Genomic DNA, 18692 nt, shown 5'->3' on the forward strand with positions numbered 1-18692 from the left:
AGCCGGGTGTGATCAGCTCAGTGATTTGATCAGGTCGATGTACTGCTGCATCGCATCTTTCTCGCTGGTGCCTTTGAGTCCGTTCCATGCATCCCATTTCGCGCGCCCGACCATGTCGGTGAAGCCCGGTCGTTTTTCCGTGTTGTCGCCCACACTGCCTTGTTTGTAGAGTGCGTAGATCTTGAGCAGGGTGGCGTTGTCGGGGCGTTCGGTCAGGTTTTTTGAACTGGCTGCAGCGGCTTCAAATTTGGCTTTGAGTGCGGACATGGGTTTCTCCGGATAGGGGCAATACCCCACACAATTGGGGTACTTGCGCTGTATCTTACGGGGCGTTTTGCCTACAGAATAGGGGGTCTTCCCCAAGCACTGTCTTTGCGACATCACATCGTCCCGCCAGGAGTTTTCATGGTTACCAGAATCGTTGCCCAAAAAGCCGCCAAGAAGGCCACCCGTCAAGTGGCCGCCGCTGTCAACGGCACGCTGGGGTTGACGGGGGAGCGCATGAGCAAGGTCGACACGGCCTGGTTGCGCATGGATTCCGCAGCCAATCTGATGATGATCGTCGGTGTCTGGATACTCAAGCCGGGCGTCAGTCACAAGGCGGTTTGTGAGCGCATTGAAGATCGCCTGCTCCGCTACCCGCGTTTTGGCCAGCGTGTCGAGCAGGATGCCGCAGGCGCCACCTGGGTCATGGATCAGGACTTTGATATCAAGCGCCATGTGGTGGTCGAAAAGCTGGCGCACAAGTCCAAGGGGCATGAGCAACAGGCCTTGCAGGATCGCCTGGCCGCACTCGCCATGCAACCGCTGGACATGCATTACCCCTTGTGGCAATTTCATTTGGTCGAGCACTACCAGGGTGGCTCCGCACTGATGGTGCGCATTCATCATTGCATTGCCGACGGTCTGGCCTTGGTGGCCGTGACGCAGTCGCTGGTGGATGGCGGATCCCTGCCGCCCCTGCACATCCCCAAGCATCCCCCTCATGGCGGGCTGGAAGGGGCTGAGGACTGGATTGCCGACACCCTGATCAAACCCATGACGGAAGTTGCAGTCAAGGCGCTGGATGCAGCCGGTCATGGCGCTGCCAATGCCCTGGAAATGATGACCGAGCCGCAAAAAGGCGTTGAAAAAGGTCTGGCCGGTTCGGTGGATCTGGCGAAGATGGCCTACCAGGTGATCCGTGATGGTGCCGCGCTGGCGCTCATGCCGGATGACTCACACACCCGGCTCAAAGGCATTCCCGGGTCAAGTAAACGCGTGGCCTGGTGCGAACCGATTCCGCTGGAAGAAGTCAAGGCGGTCAGCAAGGCCTTGAACTGCTCAATCAACGACGTCCTCCTGAGTTGCGTCGCGGGTGCCATTGGCGAATACCTGCGATCGTTTGGCGATGACACGGCGGGCAAGGAGATTCGGGCCATGGTACCCGTGAACCTGCGCTCGCTGGAGGACCTGTACAAGCTGGGCAACCGTTTCGGCCTGGCACCGGTGGTATTGCCCATTGGTCTGGACAACCCGGTGGAGCGTGTGTACGAAGTGCGTCGCCGCATGCGCCACATGAAAGGCAGCATGCAGCCGCTGATGGCCTATGGCCTGCTGGCCGTGGCGGGTCTGTTGATCAAGCCGGCGCAAGACGCCATGCTGAGCCTGTTTTCCAAAAAAACCACCGCCGTCATGACCAATGTTCCGGGACCGCGCGAGAAGCTCAAGTTTTGCGGCGCAACGATGGATCAAAGCCTGTTTTGGGTACCCCAGTCGGGCACCGTCGGCCTGGGCGTCTCCATACTGAGTTACGGTGGTGGCGTTCAGTTTGGCATCATGAGCGATGCGACGCTTTGTCCTGAACCCCAGAAAATCATTGATGAATTTGAACCGGAATTCGCCAAGCTGGCCATGGTGACCCTGATGTTGCCTTGGGGCGAGTAGCCGTCAGTCTTCCAGCTCGACCCGGGCCATTTCCACGTCCAGCCGCTCGGTGGCATCCATGGGGTGCGTGGCGGCGGCTTTGCGGTAAAGCCGCGTGGCATCCCCCATCATCTTGTCGCCTTCAAGCATCAGCATGGCATTGGCATATTCGATCATGCCAATGACGGAGTCGAAGTTCAACTTGAGAGCCTCCTGAAACAGGCGCAGACCCGTATCTTTCTTGGCGCCGTAGGTCATGCTGCCAATGAGCGATCCCACCTTGTCAATCACCTCGGCATGAAAAGTGCCCAGTGCGATGTGCGCATCCGCATGGTTGGGCTCCAGCTTGATCACGTTTTCCAGTGAGCCCTTGACCTTGGTTCCCAAACCCTGAGCCAATGCCTTGGCCACGCTGATGCCCTGGCTGTAGCGCCCCAGAGCGTAAGCCTGCCAGTAATGGGCGTTGACGTTGCCGGGGTCTTTTTCCGCCTGGGCGCCGGCGCGACGGGCCACCTCCATGAAAAGGTCAAGGCGAGCCTTCTCTTTTTTCTCAAGGTAGGTGGCATAAATGCAGGCAGCCTTGTTGGCAACCGTGAGACCGGCGCCGCCAATTCTGAGGCCCATGTCCATGGCCTTCTGGAATTCACCGCTGTGGAACAGCGCCCAGGCTTGCAACACGTTGATGTCCTGGGGCAGTGGCTCGGCATCGCCTGCGTGTAGACGAGCCCAGTTTTTCCTGACACTGTCGACATCAAAAACATAGTCGCCTACGTAAGGAAAGGCGGTCCATTGGGCCATCGTTGTCTCCTCTGCCTGGTTTTTATTTTTCACCGTTATTGTAGGCGCCCACCAGTTTGAGCAAATGCATGCGCTGGGCCGGTTCCAGGTATGGCACCAGCAGGTTCAACACGTGTTGCGCCCCCCGCAGCAAAGCCGACTGCGCGTTTTCCGGTTCCAGCGCCTTGCGTGGGTCGCGGACGTATTCAAAACTCAACCAGTAGGTCAGCACGACCACCATGCTGGTTGCAGTGGCCTCGACCTCTCGCGAATCGATCTGCACCGAACCGGCGCGGCTCATTCCGTCCAGCAGTGCTTTCACCGCACGCGTCTTGTTCTTCAGCACTGCCTGGAAATGGGTTTCCAGGCGCCGGTTCTTGCTGAGCAGGTCATTCAGGTCGCGGTACAAAAACCTGTATTGCCAGATCAGTTCGAACAGGGTGTGCATGAAGAACCAGGCGTCCTCCACATCGCGCACACCGTCACTGGCGTTAAGCAGTTCGTTGAGGGCCCGCTCATACCTGTCAAACAGGGAGTTGATCAACTCGTCTTTGGCCGGGTAATGGTAGTAAAGGTTGCCCGGGCTGATGCCCAGTTCGGCAGAGATCAATGTGGTGGACACATTGGGTTCTCCAAAACGGTTAAACAGCTCCAGCGTCACTTCCAGGATTCGCTCGGCCGTTCGCCTGGGGGCTTTTTTTACCATGCGGGGTGTTCCTTGTGGGCTGCGGACCGCACCACATGGCCCAGATCGTCCATGATTTCCTGCAGGTTGGCAATGGCCCGACCGACCTGGGTGGGGGCTCTGGCAGGGCCGCACAGGTGCCGTTTGGGATCATCCAGTGCCTCATGGTGCAGCGTGATACCGTGGCGCCACAACTTTTCTGCCAGACCCGTCTTGCGTGAGCGCAGCATTTGCCGCGTCTGCTGGTAGGCGTGCTCGGCCAGATAGCGGCGTTGGGCGTAACTGAAGGTATTGGCCAAATACAGTTCGGGATCGCGGTGATCCGGTTCAATCAGGATGATGTCGGTGTTGGGGTAATTGCGTTCGTACTGTTTCATGCCCAGCACCATGCGCGAATGGATCATGGAGCGAAAGGTCTGGCTCAACACCGCCGGCAAGCCACCGTCCACAATCCTGGGAATATGCTGCCGTTTGGGGGGAAGTCCCCGCAACATCACTTTCGCCACCTGGGGCGCCGTCGCGTCGAAAGGCACCAGCGGGTTCAGGCAGAGCAAAAGATCAACGCCCTCGTCCAAGGCAACCGATGCATGAAGGGTTTTCTTCAAGGCGCCGTCAACATAGTAGTTATCGTCGATCTCCACCGGTGGAAAAAGACCGGGCAGGGCCGCGCTGGCCTGGACCGCCTGTGAAATGGGAACGTGATCCCACCCCGGCTTGCCAAAAGGCGCCGCCTCACCGCTGTCCAGATTGGTGGCCACCAACGTCAGTTTTGTCTTCAGCTTGCGGAAGTCGTTGGTACGGCCTTCGCGAGAAAACAGATCGCTTAACTGGGTATGGATTTGCTCGCTGGAGAACATGCCCGCGGGCAGTGCGGGTCCGAGCAACTCCAGGGCGTGGGTCAATGACTTGCGACCTGCTGTGACTTGCCACAGGGCAGACAGCAGCAAGCCAGGCAGCATGATGCCGCGACGCACGAATTCACCGTAGGCCGGCACCAGCAGTCCGGACGGGTCAAAAATATCGGACGGCTTGCCCGTGTTCTCGTTTTCGATGAATGCCGCACACAGGGCGCGAGGTGAAATCCCGTTCGCCAGACCGGCGGCAATGAACCCGCCTGCCGATACGCCCACATAGTGCTGCAGCTTGGTGAAGTCGAGACCGTTGAGCGACTCTTCCAGTGCGCACAGTGCACCGATTTCATAGATGGCACCCAAAGGGCCGCCTCCCGCCAAGGCCAGGGCAATTTTGGGCGGCTTTGATGTTTTACGATTCATAAACGCAAAGTGTAGAGGTGATAGGTAAATCGGTATGCTGCATCGCAGCACGAGTTCAAGACTCAAATATCAAAAAAGGGCGCCTAGGCGCCCTTTTTGAAGGATGCTTCTTCGCAGCGTGCAAAGAAAGCTTCACCAGGGGGTTCCAACCAACTCAGGGTTAGGCCGGAGTCGCAGGTGTGGCCGTTTTGCGGGACGCTGGGCGTTTGGTGGCTGGCTTGGCCACAGTGTTGACCTCCGTCTGAGGCGCGGCATTGACGACCGGCTTGGCAGTCGTCGTCTTGCGGGCCTTCTTTGCAGCAGGCCTGGAAGCCGTTTTGGGAGCTGTTTTGGGAGCTGTTTTGGGTGTGGTTTTGGCAGTTGTGTCTTTGGTTGACAGCCTTTGCACGCTCTTGTTCAGTTCTTCAATGCGGGCGATCAGTGCGTTCACATCCTTGGCCGAGGGCACGCCCAGTTTGTTCAGGGCTTTGGCCACGCGTTCTTCAAAAATGCTCTCCAGCTTGTCCCATTGGCCAGATGCCTTGGAGGAAATGTCCGTGGCCATATGGGTCATTTTGTTGGTGGCTTCCGAAATTTTCTCTTCCGCAACCGACTGCGTCTTGCGCTGCAGGCTCACGCCTTCCTTGACCAAGGCTTCAATGGCTTTGGTGCCTTCCGCCTGCGCCTTGGTAAAAGCGCCCAGGCCCGCCTGCCAGATTTGCTGAGCCGAGTCTTTGACCGAGCCGCTGAGTTGAATGCCCGGTTTTTTAGATGTTTTTGATTTTTGCAGTTTTGTGACCACGGGAGGCTCCTGATAAAAGTTAAATCGCTTATCCGCAACTGACATGCTTGTGCCGATGCCGCGAAACTCAATGTACAGCCTGCACTCTAAAGCGCGGCTGTCTCCGCGTGTAGGTGGGGCTTTCTAAATCTGCGCTCGGCCATGGATTGACCGGATTGCTTGACGGCGAAAACTTGACCTTGCTTTTGATCGCCTATCAACGCTCCGCGATAATGATTCAAGGCGTCGGAGCAATCGGTGTGTGAGCTCCACAGCGCCAATGGACTTTGGAGATTTGGCGGCGCGTTTTGCCCCAACTTTTTGGGCTTCATTGGCCCGCTTTGCGCCCCCATGGACGTATCTGTGCCATCAGCCGTTGACGGCTGAGATAGATGTTAGTCAGTGAAAGTACTGTGAATGCTCGAGTCACGTTCTTCTGCAGGCCCCGGTGGCGCACCTTGCCAAATCCCCAAAGGCGCTTGACCACGCCAAGGACGCGTTTTACCCGTGCCCGAATCCGCGACTTGTTGCGGTTCTTTGATTTGAGTGCTTCGTTCGAAACACCGTTGCGACGGGTGCATTGATTGGTGAAGTCGTGCGCGTCGGGCGCTGTACTGTGGATCAAGTCCTTTGGGCTGGCGTAGGTTGAGCTGTCATACAGGCGCTGCTTTTTGCTATGCAAACAGTGTGTTACTTGTTGAACGCATCGGTTCAATCGCGACGCCCCAACACTTCACATGTGATGGAGCAATAGTAAGGCCATTCCCACTACAATTAGCAAAAATCCCAGTGAGTTCGTTCCGAATGTAGACGGTCTATTCGGGGCGTGGCTTATGTTTGGCGCAGCAATTCAGGATTTCAAAGGGGCGCTATTGGGCTGTGCCTGTGGACTCAGACCATCCGCAATTGTAAGTCAAATTGGAAGCTCGAAATTGGCCGGTGATGCTTCCGCATGGTAATTTGGTGTGGCGTCACATAAAGGTCCATGACCTTGATCGATCGTCTCAGGTGTTTGCATGGAAAGCAGTGCTTCAATTCGTGTGAATAGTATATTTGGTCGTCAGTTGACGGACAGCCCTATAAGTAGTCATACGAAACGTGTGGTCGTGTAGTTTTTCGCGTTGCCAATGATGAGGTATTGGGTTCAGGGAGTTAAATGCAAAATAAAGTTTTAGCGTGGCCGCGTTGGGTCAAGCGTTCTGTGGTTGTCGTGCTGGATGTGCTGATGGCACTGGCTGCGACTTGGGTGGCTTTCACGCTTCGGTTGGATACGGTGGATTGGCCGTCTGGCGCTCAATGGTGGGTCTACGGACTGGCACCGGTATTGGCGGTGCCCGTATTTGTCAAATTTGGTTTGTACCGGGCTATTTTTCGCTATACAGGTCAGGCTGCGTTGCAGGCTACCGGTCAGGCTGTGGCCGTGTATGGCTTTGTTTTGCTGGTGATTTTGGTGTGGCGCCAATGGCCAGGCGTGCCGCGCAGTTTGGGCGTTCTGCAGCCATTGGTGTTTCTGCTGATGGTTGGGGCGAGCCGGGCCGTCGCGCGGTTTTGGCTGGCCGATTTAGGCCGAGCCCAAGGAGACACTGAAGGTCGGTTGTTGATTTTTGGAGCCGGTACGTCCGGGGTTCAAACTGCTTCGGCGTTGGGCGTGTCAGGGCAGTTCGTGTTGATTGGTTTTGTGGACGATGATCCTGCAAAGATTGGCCGCAGCATCAATGGCATTCCTGTTTTCTCAATGGCTCAGGTGCCTGGTGTGGTGGCAGACCAAGGTGTGACGGACATCCTGCTGGCCCTGCCCAGTGCTTCGAGAGACCGGCGCAACAGCATTATCGACAGCCTGCGCTCTTGCCCGGTTCATATTCGCACCCTGCCGGCATTTGGCGATTTGGCGAGCGGTCGTGTCACTGTCCAGGATATTCGCGAACTGGATGTGGAGGACTTGCTGGGGCGCGATCCAGTGCCGCCTGATGTCGAACTGTTGGCGCGTGATTTGGCGGGGCAGGTGGTCCTGGTGACCGGGGCTGGCGGCAGTATCGGCGGTGAACTGACGCGGCAAATCGTGCTGCAGGGGCCGCGCCAGTTGCTGCTGTTGGATCACAACGAGTTCGGCTTGTACAGCATCCACCAGGAATTGCAGGGAATCTGCGTTGGCCGCGGCTTGTCGGTCGAATTGGTGCCGCTGTTGTGCAGCGTTGCCAACTACGCACGCCTGCGCTCCATCTGCGAGGTTTATCGCCCGGCCACGGTGTACCACGCAGCGGCTTACAAGCATGTGCCGATGGTAGAGGGCAACCCGGGCGAAGGTGTTGCAAACAATGTATTTGGCACGCTGAACATGGCTCTTGCGGCGCGGGATAGTGCCGCCAACCGTTTCGTGCTGGTGTCCACAGACAAGGCGGTTCGACCCACGAACGTGATGGGGGCCACCAAGCGCATGGCTGAACTGGTGTTGCAGGCCTTGGCCGCAGACTCGCTGCATACCTGCTTCACAATGGTCCGTTTTGGCAATGTGCTGGATTCGAGTGGCAGTGTGGTGCCCCTGTTTCGCCGGCAACTGGCAGCGGGGGGGCCGCTGACGGTCACGCATGCCGATGTCACCCGCTATTTCATGACCATACCGGAGGCGGCGCAGTTGGTGTTGCAGGCAGGGGCCATGGCCAGGGGCGGTGATGTGTTCGTGCTGGACATGGGTGAGCCTGTGAAAATCATGGACCTGGCACGTGGGATGGTGCAGCTGTCTGGTCTGACTGTCCGGGACGAAGCCTGCCCAACGGGCGACATTGAAATAGCCATCACCGGCCTGCGTCCGGGCGAAAAACTGTATGAAGAGCTTTTGATTGGGGACAACCCGGAGCCTACCGTTCACTCTCGCATCATGAAAGCGCATGAGCCTTTTGTGCCGTGGGTGCAATTGAGCGAGGAGTTGAAATCGCTTGAAACCGCCGCCCGGCTTGACGATGACGCGGCGATTAAAGCGTTTCTTCAGCAGCATGTACATGGCTATCAGCCAAGTGAATTGCCGGCAATCTGACACACAGGGGGATGGTGCTGTGGGCGAGGCAGAACATGCGGCACAATTTACACCTTGACCTTTTGAGCGATCAGCGCAACACCCCATGACCGATGTCTCCAATATCTCCCCCCGCGACAAGGCTGAAATCCTGGCCCAGGCGCTGCCCTATATTCGCAAATTCCATGGCAAGACCATGGTCATCAAGTATGGCGGCAACGCCATGACCGATCCGGCCTTGCAGGCCGACTTTGCCGAAGATGTGGTCTTGCTCAAGCTGGTGGGTATCAACCCGGTGGTCGTGCATGGTGGCGGTCCGCAGATTGAAACGGCCCTGAAGCGTTTGGGTAAAAAAGGCGAATTCATCCAGGGCATGCGCGTCACGGACGCCGAAACCATGGAGGTGGTGGAGTGGGTGCTGGCTGGGGAGGTCCAGCAGGACATCGTGGGGTTGATCAACCAGGCTGGCGGCAAGGCCGTGGGCCTCACGGGGCGCGATGGCGGCATGATCCGCGCCCAGAAACTCAAGATGATGGACAGTACCGACCCCACCAAAGAGCATGACGTGGGTCAGGTGGGCGACATTGTCAGCATCGATCCCAGTGTGGTCAAGGCCTTGCAGGATGATGCCTTCATTCCCGTGATCAGTCCGATTGGCTTTGGTGAGAACAACGAGAGCTATAACATCAACGCGGACGTGGTCGCAGCCAAGCTGGCCACTGTGTTGCAGGCAGAAAAGTTGATGATGCTGACCAACATCAGCGGTGTGCTCGACAAGTCCGGCAAGTTGCTCACCAACCTCAGTGCGCGCCAGATCGACGAGTTGTTTGCCGATGGCACTATCAGCGGCGGCATGTTGCCCAAGATCAGCGGTGCGCTGGATGCGGCCAAAAGCGGTGTGAATTCGGTACACATCATCGATGGCCGGGTACCGCATGTGCTCCTGCTGGAGATCCTGACCGATCAGGCGTTTGGGACCATGATTCGTTCGCACTGAAAAGCTACGTTCTTTATAGCGCCTCAGGCAATAACTACGAGGGCTGGTGGCCTGTTTATGAGACTTCTTCTCGTTGAGGATGATGTCATGGTGGCCAGCGGCATCAAGCTGGGGCTCACCGATGCCGGCTATGCCGTGGACTGGGTGGGCAGCGCTGAGCGTGCCCTGGAGGTTGTGCGATGCGAGACCTTCGACGCCGCCATCATCGACATCGGCTTGCCGGGCATGGATGGCCTGGCCTTGACCCAGCGCCTGCGCAAAGATAGCCATGCTATGCCCGTGCTGATTCTCACGGCCCGAGATGCGCTGAACGACCGTGTGCAGGGCTTGGACAAAGGCGCTGATGATTACATGATCAAGCCCTTCGAGTTGCCCGAGTTGCTGGCGCGCTTGCGGGCACTTTTGCGTCGTTCGCAGGCCGCTACCTCATCGGTGCTGAGTTTTGGGCCGCTGGAGCTGGATACCGCCACAAGGCTTGCCTGCGTCCGTCCAAGTGGTCAGCCCGTTGAGTTGGGCCCGCGCGAGTGGACGGTTATGGAGTATTTGCTTATCCATGCGCCCAAGCCGGCCAACAAGGACAAATTGCTCCAGGCCCTGACTGGATGGGACAAGGAAATCACCCCCAACGCGGTGGAGGTCTACATCTCGCGACTGCGGGGCAAGTTGGAGCCGCATGGGATCGCGTTGCGCTCGATTCGTGGCTTTGGCTACCGGCTTGAGATGGCCGTCGATTGACCGATGCAGATCGCTGCCATGTCCGCGGGCCTGCAGCGACGTTTGTTGCTCTTGTTGCTGGGCCCGCTTTTTTTCCTGGCTTGCATCAATACCTGGTTTGACTACCGGTCGGCAGACACCGCTGCCCTGCAACAGGATAGGCAGTTGCTCAAACTGGTACCCCTGCTGGCGGACTCGGTGGTGGCCAGTGGCAAAACCCCAAATGCTTTGCCGGTGATGCTGGCGGCCCCCGTCATTGAGGAGTTTCTCAAAGACGGGGCGAGCCTCTCGGCCTTTGCCATCGCTGATTTGTCCGGGCAGGTCCTGTTGGGGGAGGCCTGGTTGAGTCTGGTGCCGCCAGCGACCTATGAGCCGGAGTTCTCCAGCGAGGAAGAGGGCGGCGTGACCTACCGTATTGTGTCGCAGCGTGTCCACACCGCCGCTGGTGAGCTGGTGGTTCGTCTGGCCGATGGCTCGGACCCGCGCCAACAGTGGCTCAGGCAGGTTCTCTTCAGGGTATTGCTGCCCAACCTGCTGCTCATGGTGGGCGCTGTCTTCGCGGTCAATTGGGCCGTCAGGCGCGCCTTGCGCCCTTTGCTGGAACTGAAAGAGGCGGTGGAGCATCGTTCGCCCCGCGACCTCAGTGCGATCGACGTCCACGCCTCCCCGGAAGAAGTGCGCCCTTTGGTGCAGTCGCTCAATCGCCTCTTTGATCTGGTCAACGCGCAGGCCGAGAGCCAGCGCCGTTTTGTGGCCGATGCTGCGCATCAGTTGCGCACGCCGCTTGCCGGTTTGCAGGCGCAAGTGGAGGCATGGGCGCAGGCCGTCAACATGCCCTCTGCGGCCCCTCAGTCTGCGATTCAATTGGAAGCGAGTCAGATCAATCGCCTGCGTGATGCTGCGCGTCGCACGTCGCAACTGGCCAATCAGTTGCTGGCGCTCTCACGTGCTGATGCGCGCAGCCTGGATGCACAGCCCTTGCATCGGGTGGATTTGAAGGACTTGTGCGAAACCTTGCTGGAAATGCATCTGAACGCCGCCTCGGAAAAGCGCATCGATTTGGGTCTGGAGCTTGAGGCCGTGCATGTCACGGGTCATGAATGGCTGTTGCGGGAACTGGTGGGTAATTTGCTGGACAACGCACTGAAGTACACGCCAGAAGGTGGCATGGTCACCCTGCGTTGTGCATGGGCAGCCAGCGGCGAGCGCACGGTGTTGCTGGAGGTTGAGGACGATGGCCCCGGTGTGCCGGTGGCCGAGCGATCTCGCGTGTTCGAGCGCTTCTACCGGGTGCCGGGAGCCAGCGGCGAAGGCAATGGACTGGGCTTGGCGATTGCCGCAGAGATTGCGCGGGTGCACCGGAGTCAACTCTTTGTGGACACCGGCCGGGGTGGGAAAGGCGCGCGTTTTACCTTGTTGTTCACGACCTGACCCCTCGAAAACCCTTGGTTGCGCTGTGAGAGAATGAATTCATCCATTCGCCCTGTGCACCATGTCTGACGCCGAACCCACCCCCTCCTCAAGCTCTTCAGGCAGTGAGATTGCCGCCCCGGTTCGCAAGCGCCCCAAGCCTGGCGAGCGCCGGGTGCAGATCCTTCAGGCGCTGGCAACCATGCTGGAACAACCGGGTGCCGAGCGCATCACGACAGCGGCCCTGGCAGCGCGCCTGGATGTGAGCGAAGCGGCCTTGTACCGACATTTCGCCAGCAAGGCGCAGATGTTTGAGGGCTTGATCGAGTTCATAGAACAGACTGTGTTCTCGCTGGTGAATCAGATTGGCGAACGCGAAAGTGCGGACGCTGCCACAGACAGTGCATCCGGTACACGCCAGGCCGGAAAAGTGGTCGCCATGCTGATGCAGTTCGCCGAAAAAAATCCCGGCATGACCCGCGTCATGGTGGGGGATGCGCTGGTGTTTGAGAACGAACGCCTGCAGCAGCGCATGAACCAGTTCTTTGACAAGATTGAAGCCACCCTGAAGCAGAGCCTTCGTGGCAGCGCTGAACTCAGTGGTTCGGCCACTCCCAGCGTAGATGTCCAGGTGCGGGCCTCTGTCCTGACCGCCTTTGTGGTTGGTCGCCTGCAGCGTTTTGCGCGCTCTGGTTTCAGACGCCTGCCCTCCGAATTCCTTGACGCCAGTCTGGCACAAATGCTTTAAATCATGAAACTTGTACGCTATGGAAATCCGGGCAAAGAAAAGCCTGGTCTGGTCGATGCTGATGGCAAGCTGCGTGATTTAAGCGCCGTCATCGCCGACCTGGGTCCAGACCAATTGAGTGACGCTGCGCTTAAGCGCCTGCGCAAACTGGATGCGTCCAAATTGCCGCTGGTTCGCGGCAAGCCGCGCATGGGCTGTCCGGTGGCGGGCATTGGCAAGTTTGTCGCCATCGGTCTGAACTATTCAGACCACGCCGCGGAAATTGGCGCGCCAATTCCCAAAGAGCCCATTATTTTCATGAAGGCCACTTCCTGCATCCAGGGGCCCAATGACCCGGTCATGTTGCCCAAGGGGTCCACCAAGACCGACTGGGAGGTGGAGTTGGGTGTGGTCATCGGCACGCGCGCACGCCATGTCTCGCAAAAGCAGGCGCTGGAATTTGTGGCCGGTTATTGCCTGGTCAATGATGTCAGCGAGCGCGAGTACCAGATTGAGCGTGGCGGCACTTGGGACAAGGGCAAGGGTTGTGACACTTTTGGCCCCATTGGGCCCTGGCTTGTCACCCGTGATGAAGTGCCCAACCCCCAGAAACTAGGGCTGTGGCTGAGCGTGAATGGCAAAAAGGTTCAAAACGGCAGCACCAAAACCATGATTTTTGGCGTTGCCAAGCTGGTCAGCTACGTGAGCCAGTTCATGACCCTGATGCCTGGTGACGTCATCACCACGGGAACTCCGCCCGGCGTGGGCATGGGCATGAAGCCGGCCGTGTTCCTCAAAAAGGGGGATGTCGTGACTCTGGGGGTGGACGGTTTGGATGAGCAAAGCCAGATCGTCGTTCCATTTAAGCTTTGAATTCAGGGTAAACCCTCGGCTTCCTTAGAAAAAACTCTCTAGAACTGCTTTTTTGTCACATGTAGATCGCTGGAAGTGTTGCAGAATAGAACGATCGTTCTTTTCTGTACACCATGTCTATCTCAGAATTGCCAGTTAAATCCTCCGGCCCGGGCGCTCGCCAGGGGCCGCGAGGCGCTCGTGCCTCCCAGAAAGGCCAACAGACCAAGCAGGCGATTGTTGATGCCGCCTTGGGCTTGGCATCGCAAATTGGGCTTGAAGGCCTGAGCATTGGGGCTCTGGCCGAGGTCACCCAGATGAGCAAGTCCGGCGTATTTGCGCATTTTGGATCGCGCGAAGAGTTGCAGATCTCGGTGGTCCGCGAGTATTACGCCCGATTCGCCGACGAGGTCTTTTTCCCGGCGATGGAAGAAGAGCGAGGCCTGCCCCGCGTCAAGGCCTTGTTTGACAACTGGATGAAACGCGTTGCGGTCGAACTTCAGTCCGGGTGCATCTTCATCAGCGGCGCGGTCGAATACGACGATCGACCCGGACCCGTACGCGATGCCTTGGTCAGCTCCGTCAAAAGCTGGCTGGCCGCCGTGTTCCGTGCCGTTGTGCAAGCCAAGGAGTGCGGCCACCTCAGCGACGACTCCGACGAAGATCAAATGGCCTTCGAAATCCATGGCCTCATTCTGGCCCTGCACTATGAAGCTCGATTCCTGAAGAATCCCAACTCGATCAGCCATGCCAACAAAGGCTTCGAAAACATTCTTGCGCGGTACGGCAAGTTCGTCCGTACCCCATCCCCCCTTTCCGTCAAATCCATCTCATCCTCCAAGGAGTAACCAGCATGCCTACCTACAATCCACCCCTGCGCGATATGCAGTTTGTGATGCACGAACTGCTCAATGTCGTGGACGACTTCAAGCAGATTCCGCAGCATGCCGACATCGACGTTGACACCATCAATGCCGTGCTGGAAGAAGGTGGCAAGTTTGCCGCCGAAGTGACCTTCCCACTGAACATCAGCGGTGACAGCGAAGGCTGCACGATCGACCAGACCACCCACGCCGTGACCACGCCTAAGGGTTTCAAGGAAGCCTACGAAAAGTACGTTGAAGGCGGCTGGGCCGCACTGGGTTGTGACCCCGCCTTCGGTGGTCAAGGCCTGCCGCTGGTGGTGAACCAGATGTTCTACGAGATGCTCAACAGCGCCAACCAGTCCTGGACCATGTACCCTGGCCTGACCCACGGTGCCTATGCATCCCTGCATACCCATGGCACCGAAGAACAGAAGCAGACCTACCTGCACAAGATGACCAGCGGTGAGTGGACCGGCTCCATGTGCCTGACGGAACCCCATTGCGGCACCGACCTGGGCCTGATGCGCACCAAGGCCGAGCCTCAAGCGGATGGCACCTACAAGATCACGGGCAACAAGATCTTCATCAGCGCTGGCGAGCATGACATGGCCGCCAACATCATCCATTTGGTGCTGGCACGCCTGCCTGATGCGCCTCCCGGCATCAAGGGCATCAGCCTGTTCGTTGTTCCCAAATTCCTGGTCAACAAGGATGGCTCGCTGGGCGCACGCAACGGCATTTACTGTGGCGGTCTGGAGCACAAAATGGGCATCAAGGCCAGTGCCACTTGCCAGATGGTGCTCGAAGGTGCTGTGGGCACCATGGTGGGCCAGCCCAACAAAGGCATGCAGGGCATGTTCGTGATGATGAATGCCGCGCGTCTGGGGGTGGGCAACCAGTCCCTGGGCCTGACCGAGGTGGCCTACCAGAATGCAGTGGTGTATGCCAAGGACCGCATCCAGATGCGTTCCCTGTCCGGCCCCAAGGCCAAGGACCTGCCGGCCGACCCCATCATCGTGCACCCCGACGTGCGCAAGATGCTGCTCACCGCCCGGGCCTACGCCGAAGGTGGCCGCGCACTGACCAGCTACTGCTCCATGTTGCTCGAAAAAGAGCACAACCATCCGGATGAAAAAGTGCGCAAGGACGCCGGCGAAATGCTGGCCATGCTCACGCCCATCGTGAAGGCCTTCCTGACCGACAACGCGTGGACGGCTACCTCCGCTTGCCAGCAGGTGTTTGGCGGTCACGGCTACATCAAGGAGTGGGGCATGGAGCAGTTTGTGCGCGATGCCCGCATCAACATGATTTACGAAGGCACCAACACCATCCAGTCGCTGGATTTGCTGGGCCGCAAGATTCTGGGTAACAACGGCGCCACCTTGCGCAAATTCGGCAAGCTGGTGGGCAAGCTGGTGGAAGAAGAAGGCGTCAACGAGAAGATGGCCGAGTTCATCACCCCGATCGCCATCCTGGGTGAGCAGATGACCAAGTTCACCACCGAGATCGGTTTCAAGGGCTTCCAGAATCCGGATGAAGTCGGCGCAGCGGCCGTGGATTATCTGCGTGTGGCGGGTCACCTGGTGTTTGGTTACTTCTGGGCCCGCATGGCGCAAGTCGCCTTGCGCGAAATTGCGGCCGGCAATACCGACCAGTTCTACCTGGCCAAGCTGCAGACAGCGCGCTTCTACTTCGCCAAGTTGTTCCCGGAAACTGCGACCCTGATGCGCACGGCCCGTGCCGGAGCGAAGGTGTTGATGGATACGGACGCTGTGTTTGCCTGAGTGTCTGCCCCGCTCTGTAACGGTTTTTTTAGTATTTTGATCAAGGAGCCCCCCGTGTACAAATCGTTGTTCGCTATTGTTTTTGCAGCAATTTCTTTGCCGGCACTGGCCCAGATGACGCCCGCCGGTGTGTGGCGAACGATTGACGACAAGACGGGAGAGGTGTCCTCGGAGGTGCGCATTGTCGACAACGCAGGCGTGCTCTCCGGCACCGTTGCCAAGCTCCTGCGCAAAGATGCCAAGCAGGACGATGTGTGCGAGAAGTGCACGGACGATCGCAAGGACAAGCTGGTGTTGGGGATGGAGATCATCCGGGGCGCCCGCAAAGCCGAGGGCAAAGACGTCTGGGAGGGGGGCAAGATCCTTGACCCTGAGAACGGCAAGGAATACACCTTGAAGCTGACGCCCATCGAAGACGGCAAAAAACTGCAGGTACGGGGCTACATCGCATTTCTATACCGAACCCAAGTCTGGGTTCGCGCGCAGTAATTTAATTATCAGGAACAACCATGTCCCGTTTCCAAGTCAAAAAAGTCGCCGTGCTGGGTGCCGGCGTGATGGGTGCGCAGATTGCCGCCCATCTGGTCAACGTCAAGGTGCCGGTCATTTTGTTTGACCTGCCCGCCAAGGAAGGTCCCAAGAACGGTATCGTGACCCGCGCCGTGGAGGGGTTGAAAAAGCTCAAGCCTTCGCCGCTGGGCGTGGCTGAAGACGCCGTGCTGATCCAGCAGGCCAACTACGAGGAGCACATGGACTTGCTCAAGGGCTGCGACCTGGTGATTGAAGCCATCGCCGAGCGCATGGACTGGAAGCTTGATCTGTACAAGAAGATCGCGCCATTTCTCGCGCCGCGCGCCATCGTGGCGTCCAACACCTCGGGACTGTCCATCACCAAGCTCAGCGAGGCTTTGCCTGAAGAGATCAAGCCGCGTTTCTGCGGCATCCATTTCTTCAACCCGCCGCGCTACATGGCGTTGGTTGAGTTGATCAACACGCCCACCACCGAATCCGCCAATCTGGATGCGCTGGAAGCCTTTGTCACCAGCACGCTGGGCAAAGGCGTGGTGCGCGCCAAAGACTCTCCCAACTTCATCGCCAACCGGGTCGGCATCGCCGGCATGCTGGCCACCATGAAGGAAGTGGAGAACTTCGGCCTGAGCTATGACGTGGTCGATGACCTGACCGGCAAGAAGCTCGGTCGGGCCAGTTCCGGCACCTTCCGTACCGCCGATGTGGTGGGGCTGGACACCATGGCCCATGTCATCAAGACGCTGCAAGACACCTTGAGCATCGAGACCGATCCGTTTTATGAGAGCTTTGCCACACCGGCCGTTCTCAAGACCCTGCTGGAAATGGGCCACTTTGGCCAGAAGACCCGCGCCGGGTTTTTCAAGAAGGTGGGGCGCGATGTGTCCCGCTTTGATTTGGCGTCCAAAGCGTATGTGCCTGCCGGGCAAAAGGCCGACGAAGTGTATGGCCGCATGCTGAAGAAGCCTGCGGCTGAGCGCCTGAAACTGCTGCGCAACAGCGAAGGCGCACAAGGACAATTTTTGTGGGCGATTTTGCGCAATGGTTTCCACTATGCGGCGGTTCACTTGGCGTCCATTGCCGACAACGCCCGCGATATGGACTTCTGCATGCGCTGGGGCTTTGGCATGAAGCAGGGCCCGTTCGAGCTGTGGCAAGAGGCTGGCTGGCTGGAAGTGGCCAATATGGTCAAGGAAGACATTGATGCGGGCAAGGCCTTGTGCAAGGCGCCCTTGCCTGACTGGGTGTTCAAGGGCCCGGTGGCCGATGCCGGTGGCGTGCACACGCCCCAGGGTTCGTGGAACCCCACCTCGGGCACCTTCGTGGCACCGCGCAGTCTGCCCGTGTATGCGCGTCAGTATTTCCCGGAAAGTGTGCGGGGTGCGAATGCGCCTTCGGCCACTACGGCGGGCAAGACCCTGCAGGAAGACGAATCCATGCGCCTGTGGACGCTGGATGATGAAGTACTGATCGCCAGCATCAAGACCAAGATGCATGCCATCGGTGGCGGCGTGATTGAGGGGCTGAACAACGCCATCACCCTGGCCGAGAAGGACTACAAGGGCCTGGTGATCTGGTCGCCCGATGACATGTTCTCGGCCGGTGCCGACCTGCAGTCCATGCTGCCGGGCTTCATGATGGGCGGCGTCAAGGCCATTGATGGCGCGGCGCGCGAGTTGCAGAAAGTCATGCTCAAGCTGCGCTATGCCAACGTGCCGACCATCTCCGCGATCCGCGGTCTGGCCTTGGGCGGTGGCTGCGAAATGGCGGTGTACTCGGCCAAACGCGTGGCCGCCATGGAAAGCTACATTGGCCTGGTTGAAGTCGGCGTGGGCCTGGTGCCCGGCGCTGGTGGCTTGACCTACATCGCCCGCCGTGCTGCAGAGAATGCGGCCGCCTCCACCGGCAAAGATATCGTCCCCTTCCTGACCGAAGGCTTCACCGCCGCGGCCATGGCCAAGGTCGGTACCAGCGCGCTGGAGTCGCGCAAGCTGGGTTACCTGCTGGACAGCGATGTGGTGGTGCCGCATAAGGATGAGCTGCTGTATGTGGCGATCAACGAAGCAAAAGCCATGTACAACTCGGGCTACCGTGCGCCGCACAAGCGCCAGTTTGCAGTGGCCGGACGCAGCGGTGTGGCCACCATCAAGGGCTCCTTGGTGAACATGCGGGACGGCGGCTTTATCAGTGCGCACGATTTCCATATTGCCAGCCTGATTGCCAACGTGGTGTGCGGTGGCGATGTGGATGCAGGCAGTCTGGTGAGTGAAGAGTACCTGATGACCCTGGAGCGCCAGGCCTTCTGTGCCTTGCTCACGCACCCCAAAACACAAGAGCGCATCATGGGCATGATGTCCACCGGCAAGCCGGTTCGCAACTGAAGCTGAAGTCGAGAAAGACCTC

Annotated in this window: 16 protein-coding genes and 1 pseudogene; 11 read left to right on the forward strand and 6 right to left on the reverse strand. The window is 58.5% G+C overall.

The window, feature by feature from the left end; translation table 11 throughout:
- Window positions 1–12: 12 nt before the first annotated feature.
- Window positions 13–267, reverse strand: coding sequence for an acyl-CoA-binding protein (locus IV109_RS01505; RefSeq protein WP_296691224.1), 255 nt, complete (start codon window positions 265–267; stop codon window positions 13–15).
- A gap of 138 nt (window positions 268–405) precedes the next feature.
- On the opposite strand from IV109_RS01505, the gene IV109_RS01510 reads away from it, so the two are divergent.
- Window positions 406–1926: a wax ester/triacylglycerol synthase family O-acyltransferase gene (locus IV109_RS01510; protein WP_296691227.1), complete on the forward strand. Its 1521-nt coding sequence runs from the start codon at window positions 406–408 to the stop codon at window positions 1924–1926.
- 3 nt (window positions 1927–1929) lie between these two features.
- Here IV109_RS01510 and IV109_RS01515 read toward each other — a convergent pair whose 3' ends face one another.
- The 5 genes and pseudogenes from IV109_RS01515 to IV109_RS01535 all read right to left on the reverse strand — a co-directional run.
- A complete protein-coding gene (locus IV109_RS01515) occupies window positions 1930–2703 on the reverse strand; it encodes a hypothetical protein (RefSeq protein WP_296691230.1) in 774 nt (257 codons plus the stop codon).
- Between the two features lie 22 nt (window positions 2704–2725).
- Complete coding sequence (locus IV109_RS01520; RefSeq protein WP_296691232.1) at window positions 2726–3388, reverse strand: TetR/AcrR family transcriptional regulator; 663 nt, start codon at window positions 3386–3388, stop codon at window positions 2726–2728.
- Window positions 3382–4641: a patatin-like phospholipase family protein gene (locus IV109_RS01525; protein WP_296691235.1), complete on the reverse strand. Its 1260-nt coding sequence runs from the start codon at window positions 4639–4641 to the stop codon at window positions 3382–3384. Before IV109_RS01525 ends, IV109_RS01520 begins: the two co-directional genes overlap by 7 nt.
- 160 nt (window positions 4642–4801) lie before the next feature.
- Window positions 4802–5422 (reverse strand): phasin family protein, encoded by a 621-nt coding sequence (locus IV109_RS01530; RefSeq protein WP_296691238.1) that lies wholly within the window; start codon window positions 5420–5422, stop codon window positions 4802–4804.
- Window positions 5423–5729: 307 nt separating this feature from the next.
- Window positions 5730–6083: pseudogene (locus IV109_RS01535) on the reverse strand (IS5/IS1182 family transposase); the annotation flags it as partial.
- Window positions 6084–6557: 474 nt separating this feature from the next.
- Between IV109_RS01535 and IV109_RS01540 the strand changes: the two are divergent.
- The 10 genes from IV109_RS01540 to IV109_RS01585 all read left to right on the forward strand — a co-directional run bounded on the left by IV109_RS01540 (window position 6558) and on the right by IV109_RS01585 (window position 18670).
- Window positions 6558–8432: a nucleoside-diphosphate sugar epimerase/dehydratase gene (locus IV109_RS01540; protein ID WP_296691240.1), complete on the forward strand. Its 1875-nt coding sequence runs from the start codon at window positions 6558–6560 to the stop codon at window positions 8430–8432.
- 85 nt (window positions 8433–8517) lie between these two features.
- The gene (argB, locus tag IV109_RS01545) at window positions 8518–9408 is read left to right on the forward strand and encodes an acetylglutamate kinase (protein ID WP_296691242.1); all 891 of its coding nucleotides are present in this window, start codon (window positions 8518–8520) and stop codon (window positions 9406–9408) included.
- A 57-nt stretch (window positions 9409–9465) separates the two neighbouring features.
- A complete protein-coding gene (locus IV109_RS01550) occupies window positions 9466–10143 on the forward strand; it encodes a response regulator transcription factor (RefSeq protein WP_296691243.1) in 678 nt (225 codons plus the stop codon).
- Window positions 10144–10161: 18 nt separating this feature from the next.
- The gene (locus IV109_RS01555; RefSeq protein ID WP_296691245.1) at window positions 10162–11553 is read left to right on the forward strand and encodes a sensor histidine kinase; all 1392 of its coding nucleotides are present in this window, start codon (window positions 10162–10164) and stop codon (window positions 11551–11553) included.
- A 61-nt stretch (window positions 11554–11614) separates the two neighbouring features.
- On the forward strand, window positions 11615–12280 hold the full coding sequence (slmA, locus tag IV109_RS01560) for a nucleoid occlusion factor SlmA (protein WP_296691248.1): 666 nt from the start codon (window positions 11615–11617) through the stop codon (window positions 12278–12280).
- Window positions 12281–12283: 3 nt separating this feature from the next.
- Window positions 12284–13132, forward strand: a complete 849-nt coding sequence (locus tag IV109_RS01565) for a fumarylacetoacetate hydrolase family protein (protein WP_296691249.1) — start codon at window positions 12284–12286, stop codon at window positions 13130–13132.
- Between the two features lie 113 nt (window positions 13133–13245).
- Window positions 13246–13959: a TetR/AcrR family transcriptional regulator gene (locus IV109_RS01570; RefSeq protein ID WP_296691251.1), complete on the forward strand. Its 714-nt coding sequence runs from the start codon at window positions 13246–13248 to the stop codon at window positions 13957–13959.
- 5 nt (window positions 13960–13964) lie between these two features.
- Entirely contained in the window at window positions 13965–15761 is a 1797-nt protein-coding gene (locus IV109_RS01575) for an acyl-CoA dehydrogenase C-terminal domain-containing protein (protein ID WP_296691253.1), read from the forward strand.
- A gap of 54 nt (window positions 15762–15815) precedes the next feature.
- A complete protein-coding gene (locus IV109_RS01580; protein ID WP_296691255.1) occupies window positions 15816–16250 on the forward strand; it encodes a DUF2147 domain-containing protein in 435 nt (144 codons plus the stop codon).
- A gap of 20 nt (window positions 16251–16270) precedes the next feature.
- Window positions 16271–18670 carry a 3-hydroxyacyl-CoA dehydrogenase/enoyl-CoA hydratase family protein gene (locus tag IV109_RS01585; protein ID WP_296691257.1) on the forward strand — a complete coding sequence of 800 codons (2400 nt, stop codon included), beginning with the start codon at window positions 16271–16273 and terminating at the stop codon, window positions 18668–18670.
- Window positions 18671–18692: the final 22 nt, after the last annotated feature.

The organism is Rhodoferax sp. (genome assembly GCF_018780565.1).
Lineage (GTDB): Bacteria > Pseudomonadota > Gammaproteobacteria > Burkholderiales > Burkholderiaceae_C > Rhodoferax.

Bases quoted from the DNA above. Each gene is read 5' to 3' on its own strand.
- IV109_RS01505 (WP_296691224.1), bottom strand. From the start codon at position 267: ATGTCCGCACTCAAAGCCAAATTTGAAGCCGCTGCAGCCAGTTCAAAA.
- IV109_RS01510 (WP_296691227.1), top strand. From the start codon at position 406: ATGGTTACCAGAATCGTTGCCCAAAAAGCCGCCAAGAAGGCCACCCGT.
- IV109_RS01515 (WP_296691230.1), bottom strand. From the start codon at position 2,703: ATGGCCCAATGGACCGCCTTTCCTTACGTAGGCGACTATGTTTTTGAT.
- IV109_RS01520 (WP_296691232.1), bottom strand. From the start codon at position 3,388: ATGGTAAAAAAAGCCCCCAGGCGAACGGCCGAGCGAATCCTGGAAGTG.
- IV109_RS01525 (WP_296691235.1), bottom strand. From the start codon at position 4,641: ATGAATCGTAAAACATCAAAGCCGCCCAAAATTGCCCTGGCCTTGGCG.
- IV109_RS01540 (WP_296691240.1), top strand. From the start codon at position 6,558: ATGCAAAATAAAGTTTTAGCGTGGCCGCGTTGGGTCAAGCGTTCTGTG.
- argB (WP_296691242.1), top strand. From the start codon at position 8,518: ATGACCGATGTCTCCAATATCTCCCCCCGCGACAAGGCTGAAATCCTG.
- IV109_RS01550 (WP_296691243.1), top strand. From the start codon at position 9,466: ATGAGACTTCTTCTCGTTGAGGATGATGTCATGGTGGCCAGCGGCATC.
- IV109_RS01555 (WP_296691245.1), top strand. From the start codon at position 10,162: ATGTCCGCGGGCCTGCAGCGACGTTTGTTGCTCTTGTTGCTGGGCCCG.
- slmA (WP_296691248.1), top strand. From the start codon at position 11,615: ATGTCTGACGCCGAACCCACCCCCTCCTCAAGCTCTTCAGGCAGTGAG.
- IV109_RS01565 (WP_296691249.1), top strand. From the start codon at position 12,284: ATGAAACTTGTACGCTATGGAAATCCGGGCAAAGAAAAGCCTGGTCTG.
- IV109_RS01570 (WP_296691251.1), top strand. From the start codon at position 13,246: ATGTCTATCTCAGAATTGCCAGTTAAATCCTCCGGCCCGGGCGCTCGC.
- IV109_RS01575 (WP_296691253.1), top strand. From the start codon at position 13,965: ATGCCTACCTACAATCCACCCCTGCGCGATATGCAGTTTGTGATGCAC.
- IV109_RS01585 (WP_296691257.1), top strand. From the start codon at position 16,271: ATGTCCCGTTTCCAAGTCAAAAAAGTCGCCGTGCTGGGTGCCGGCGTG.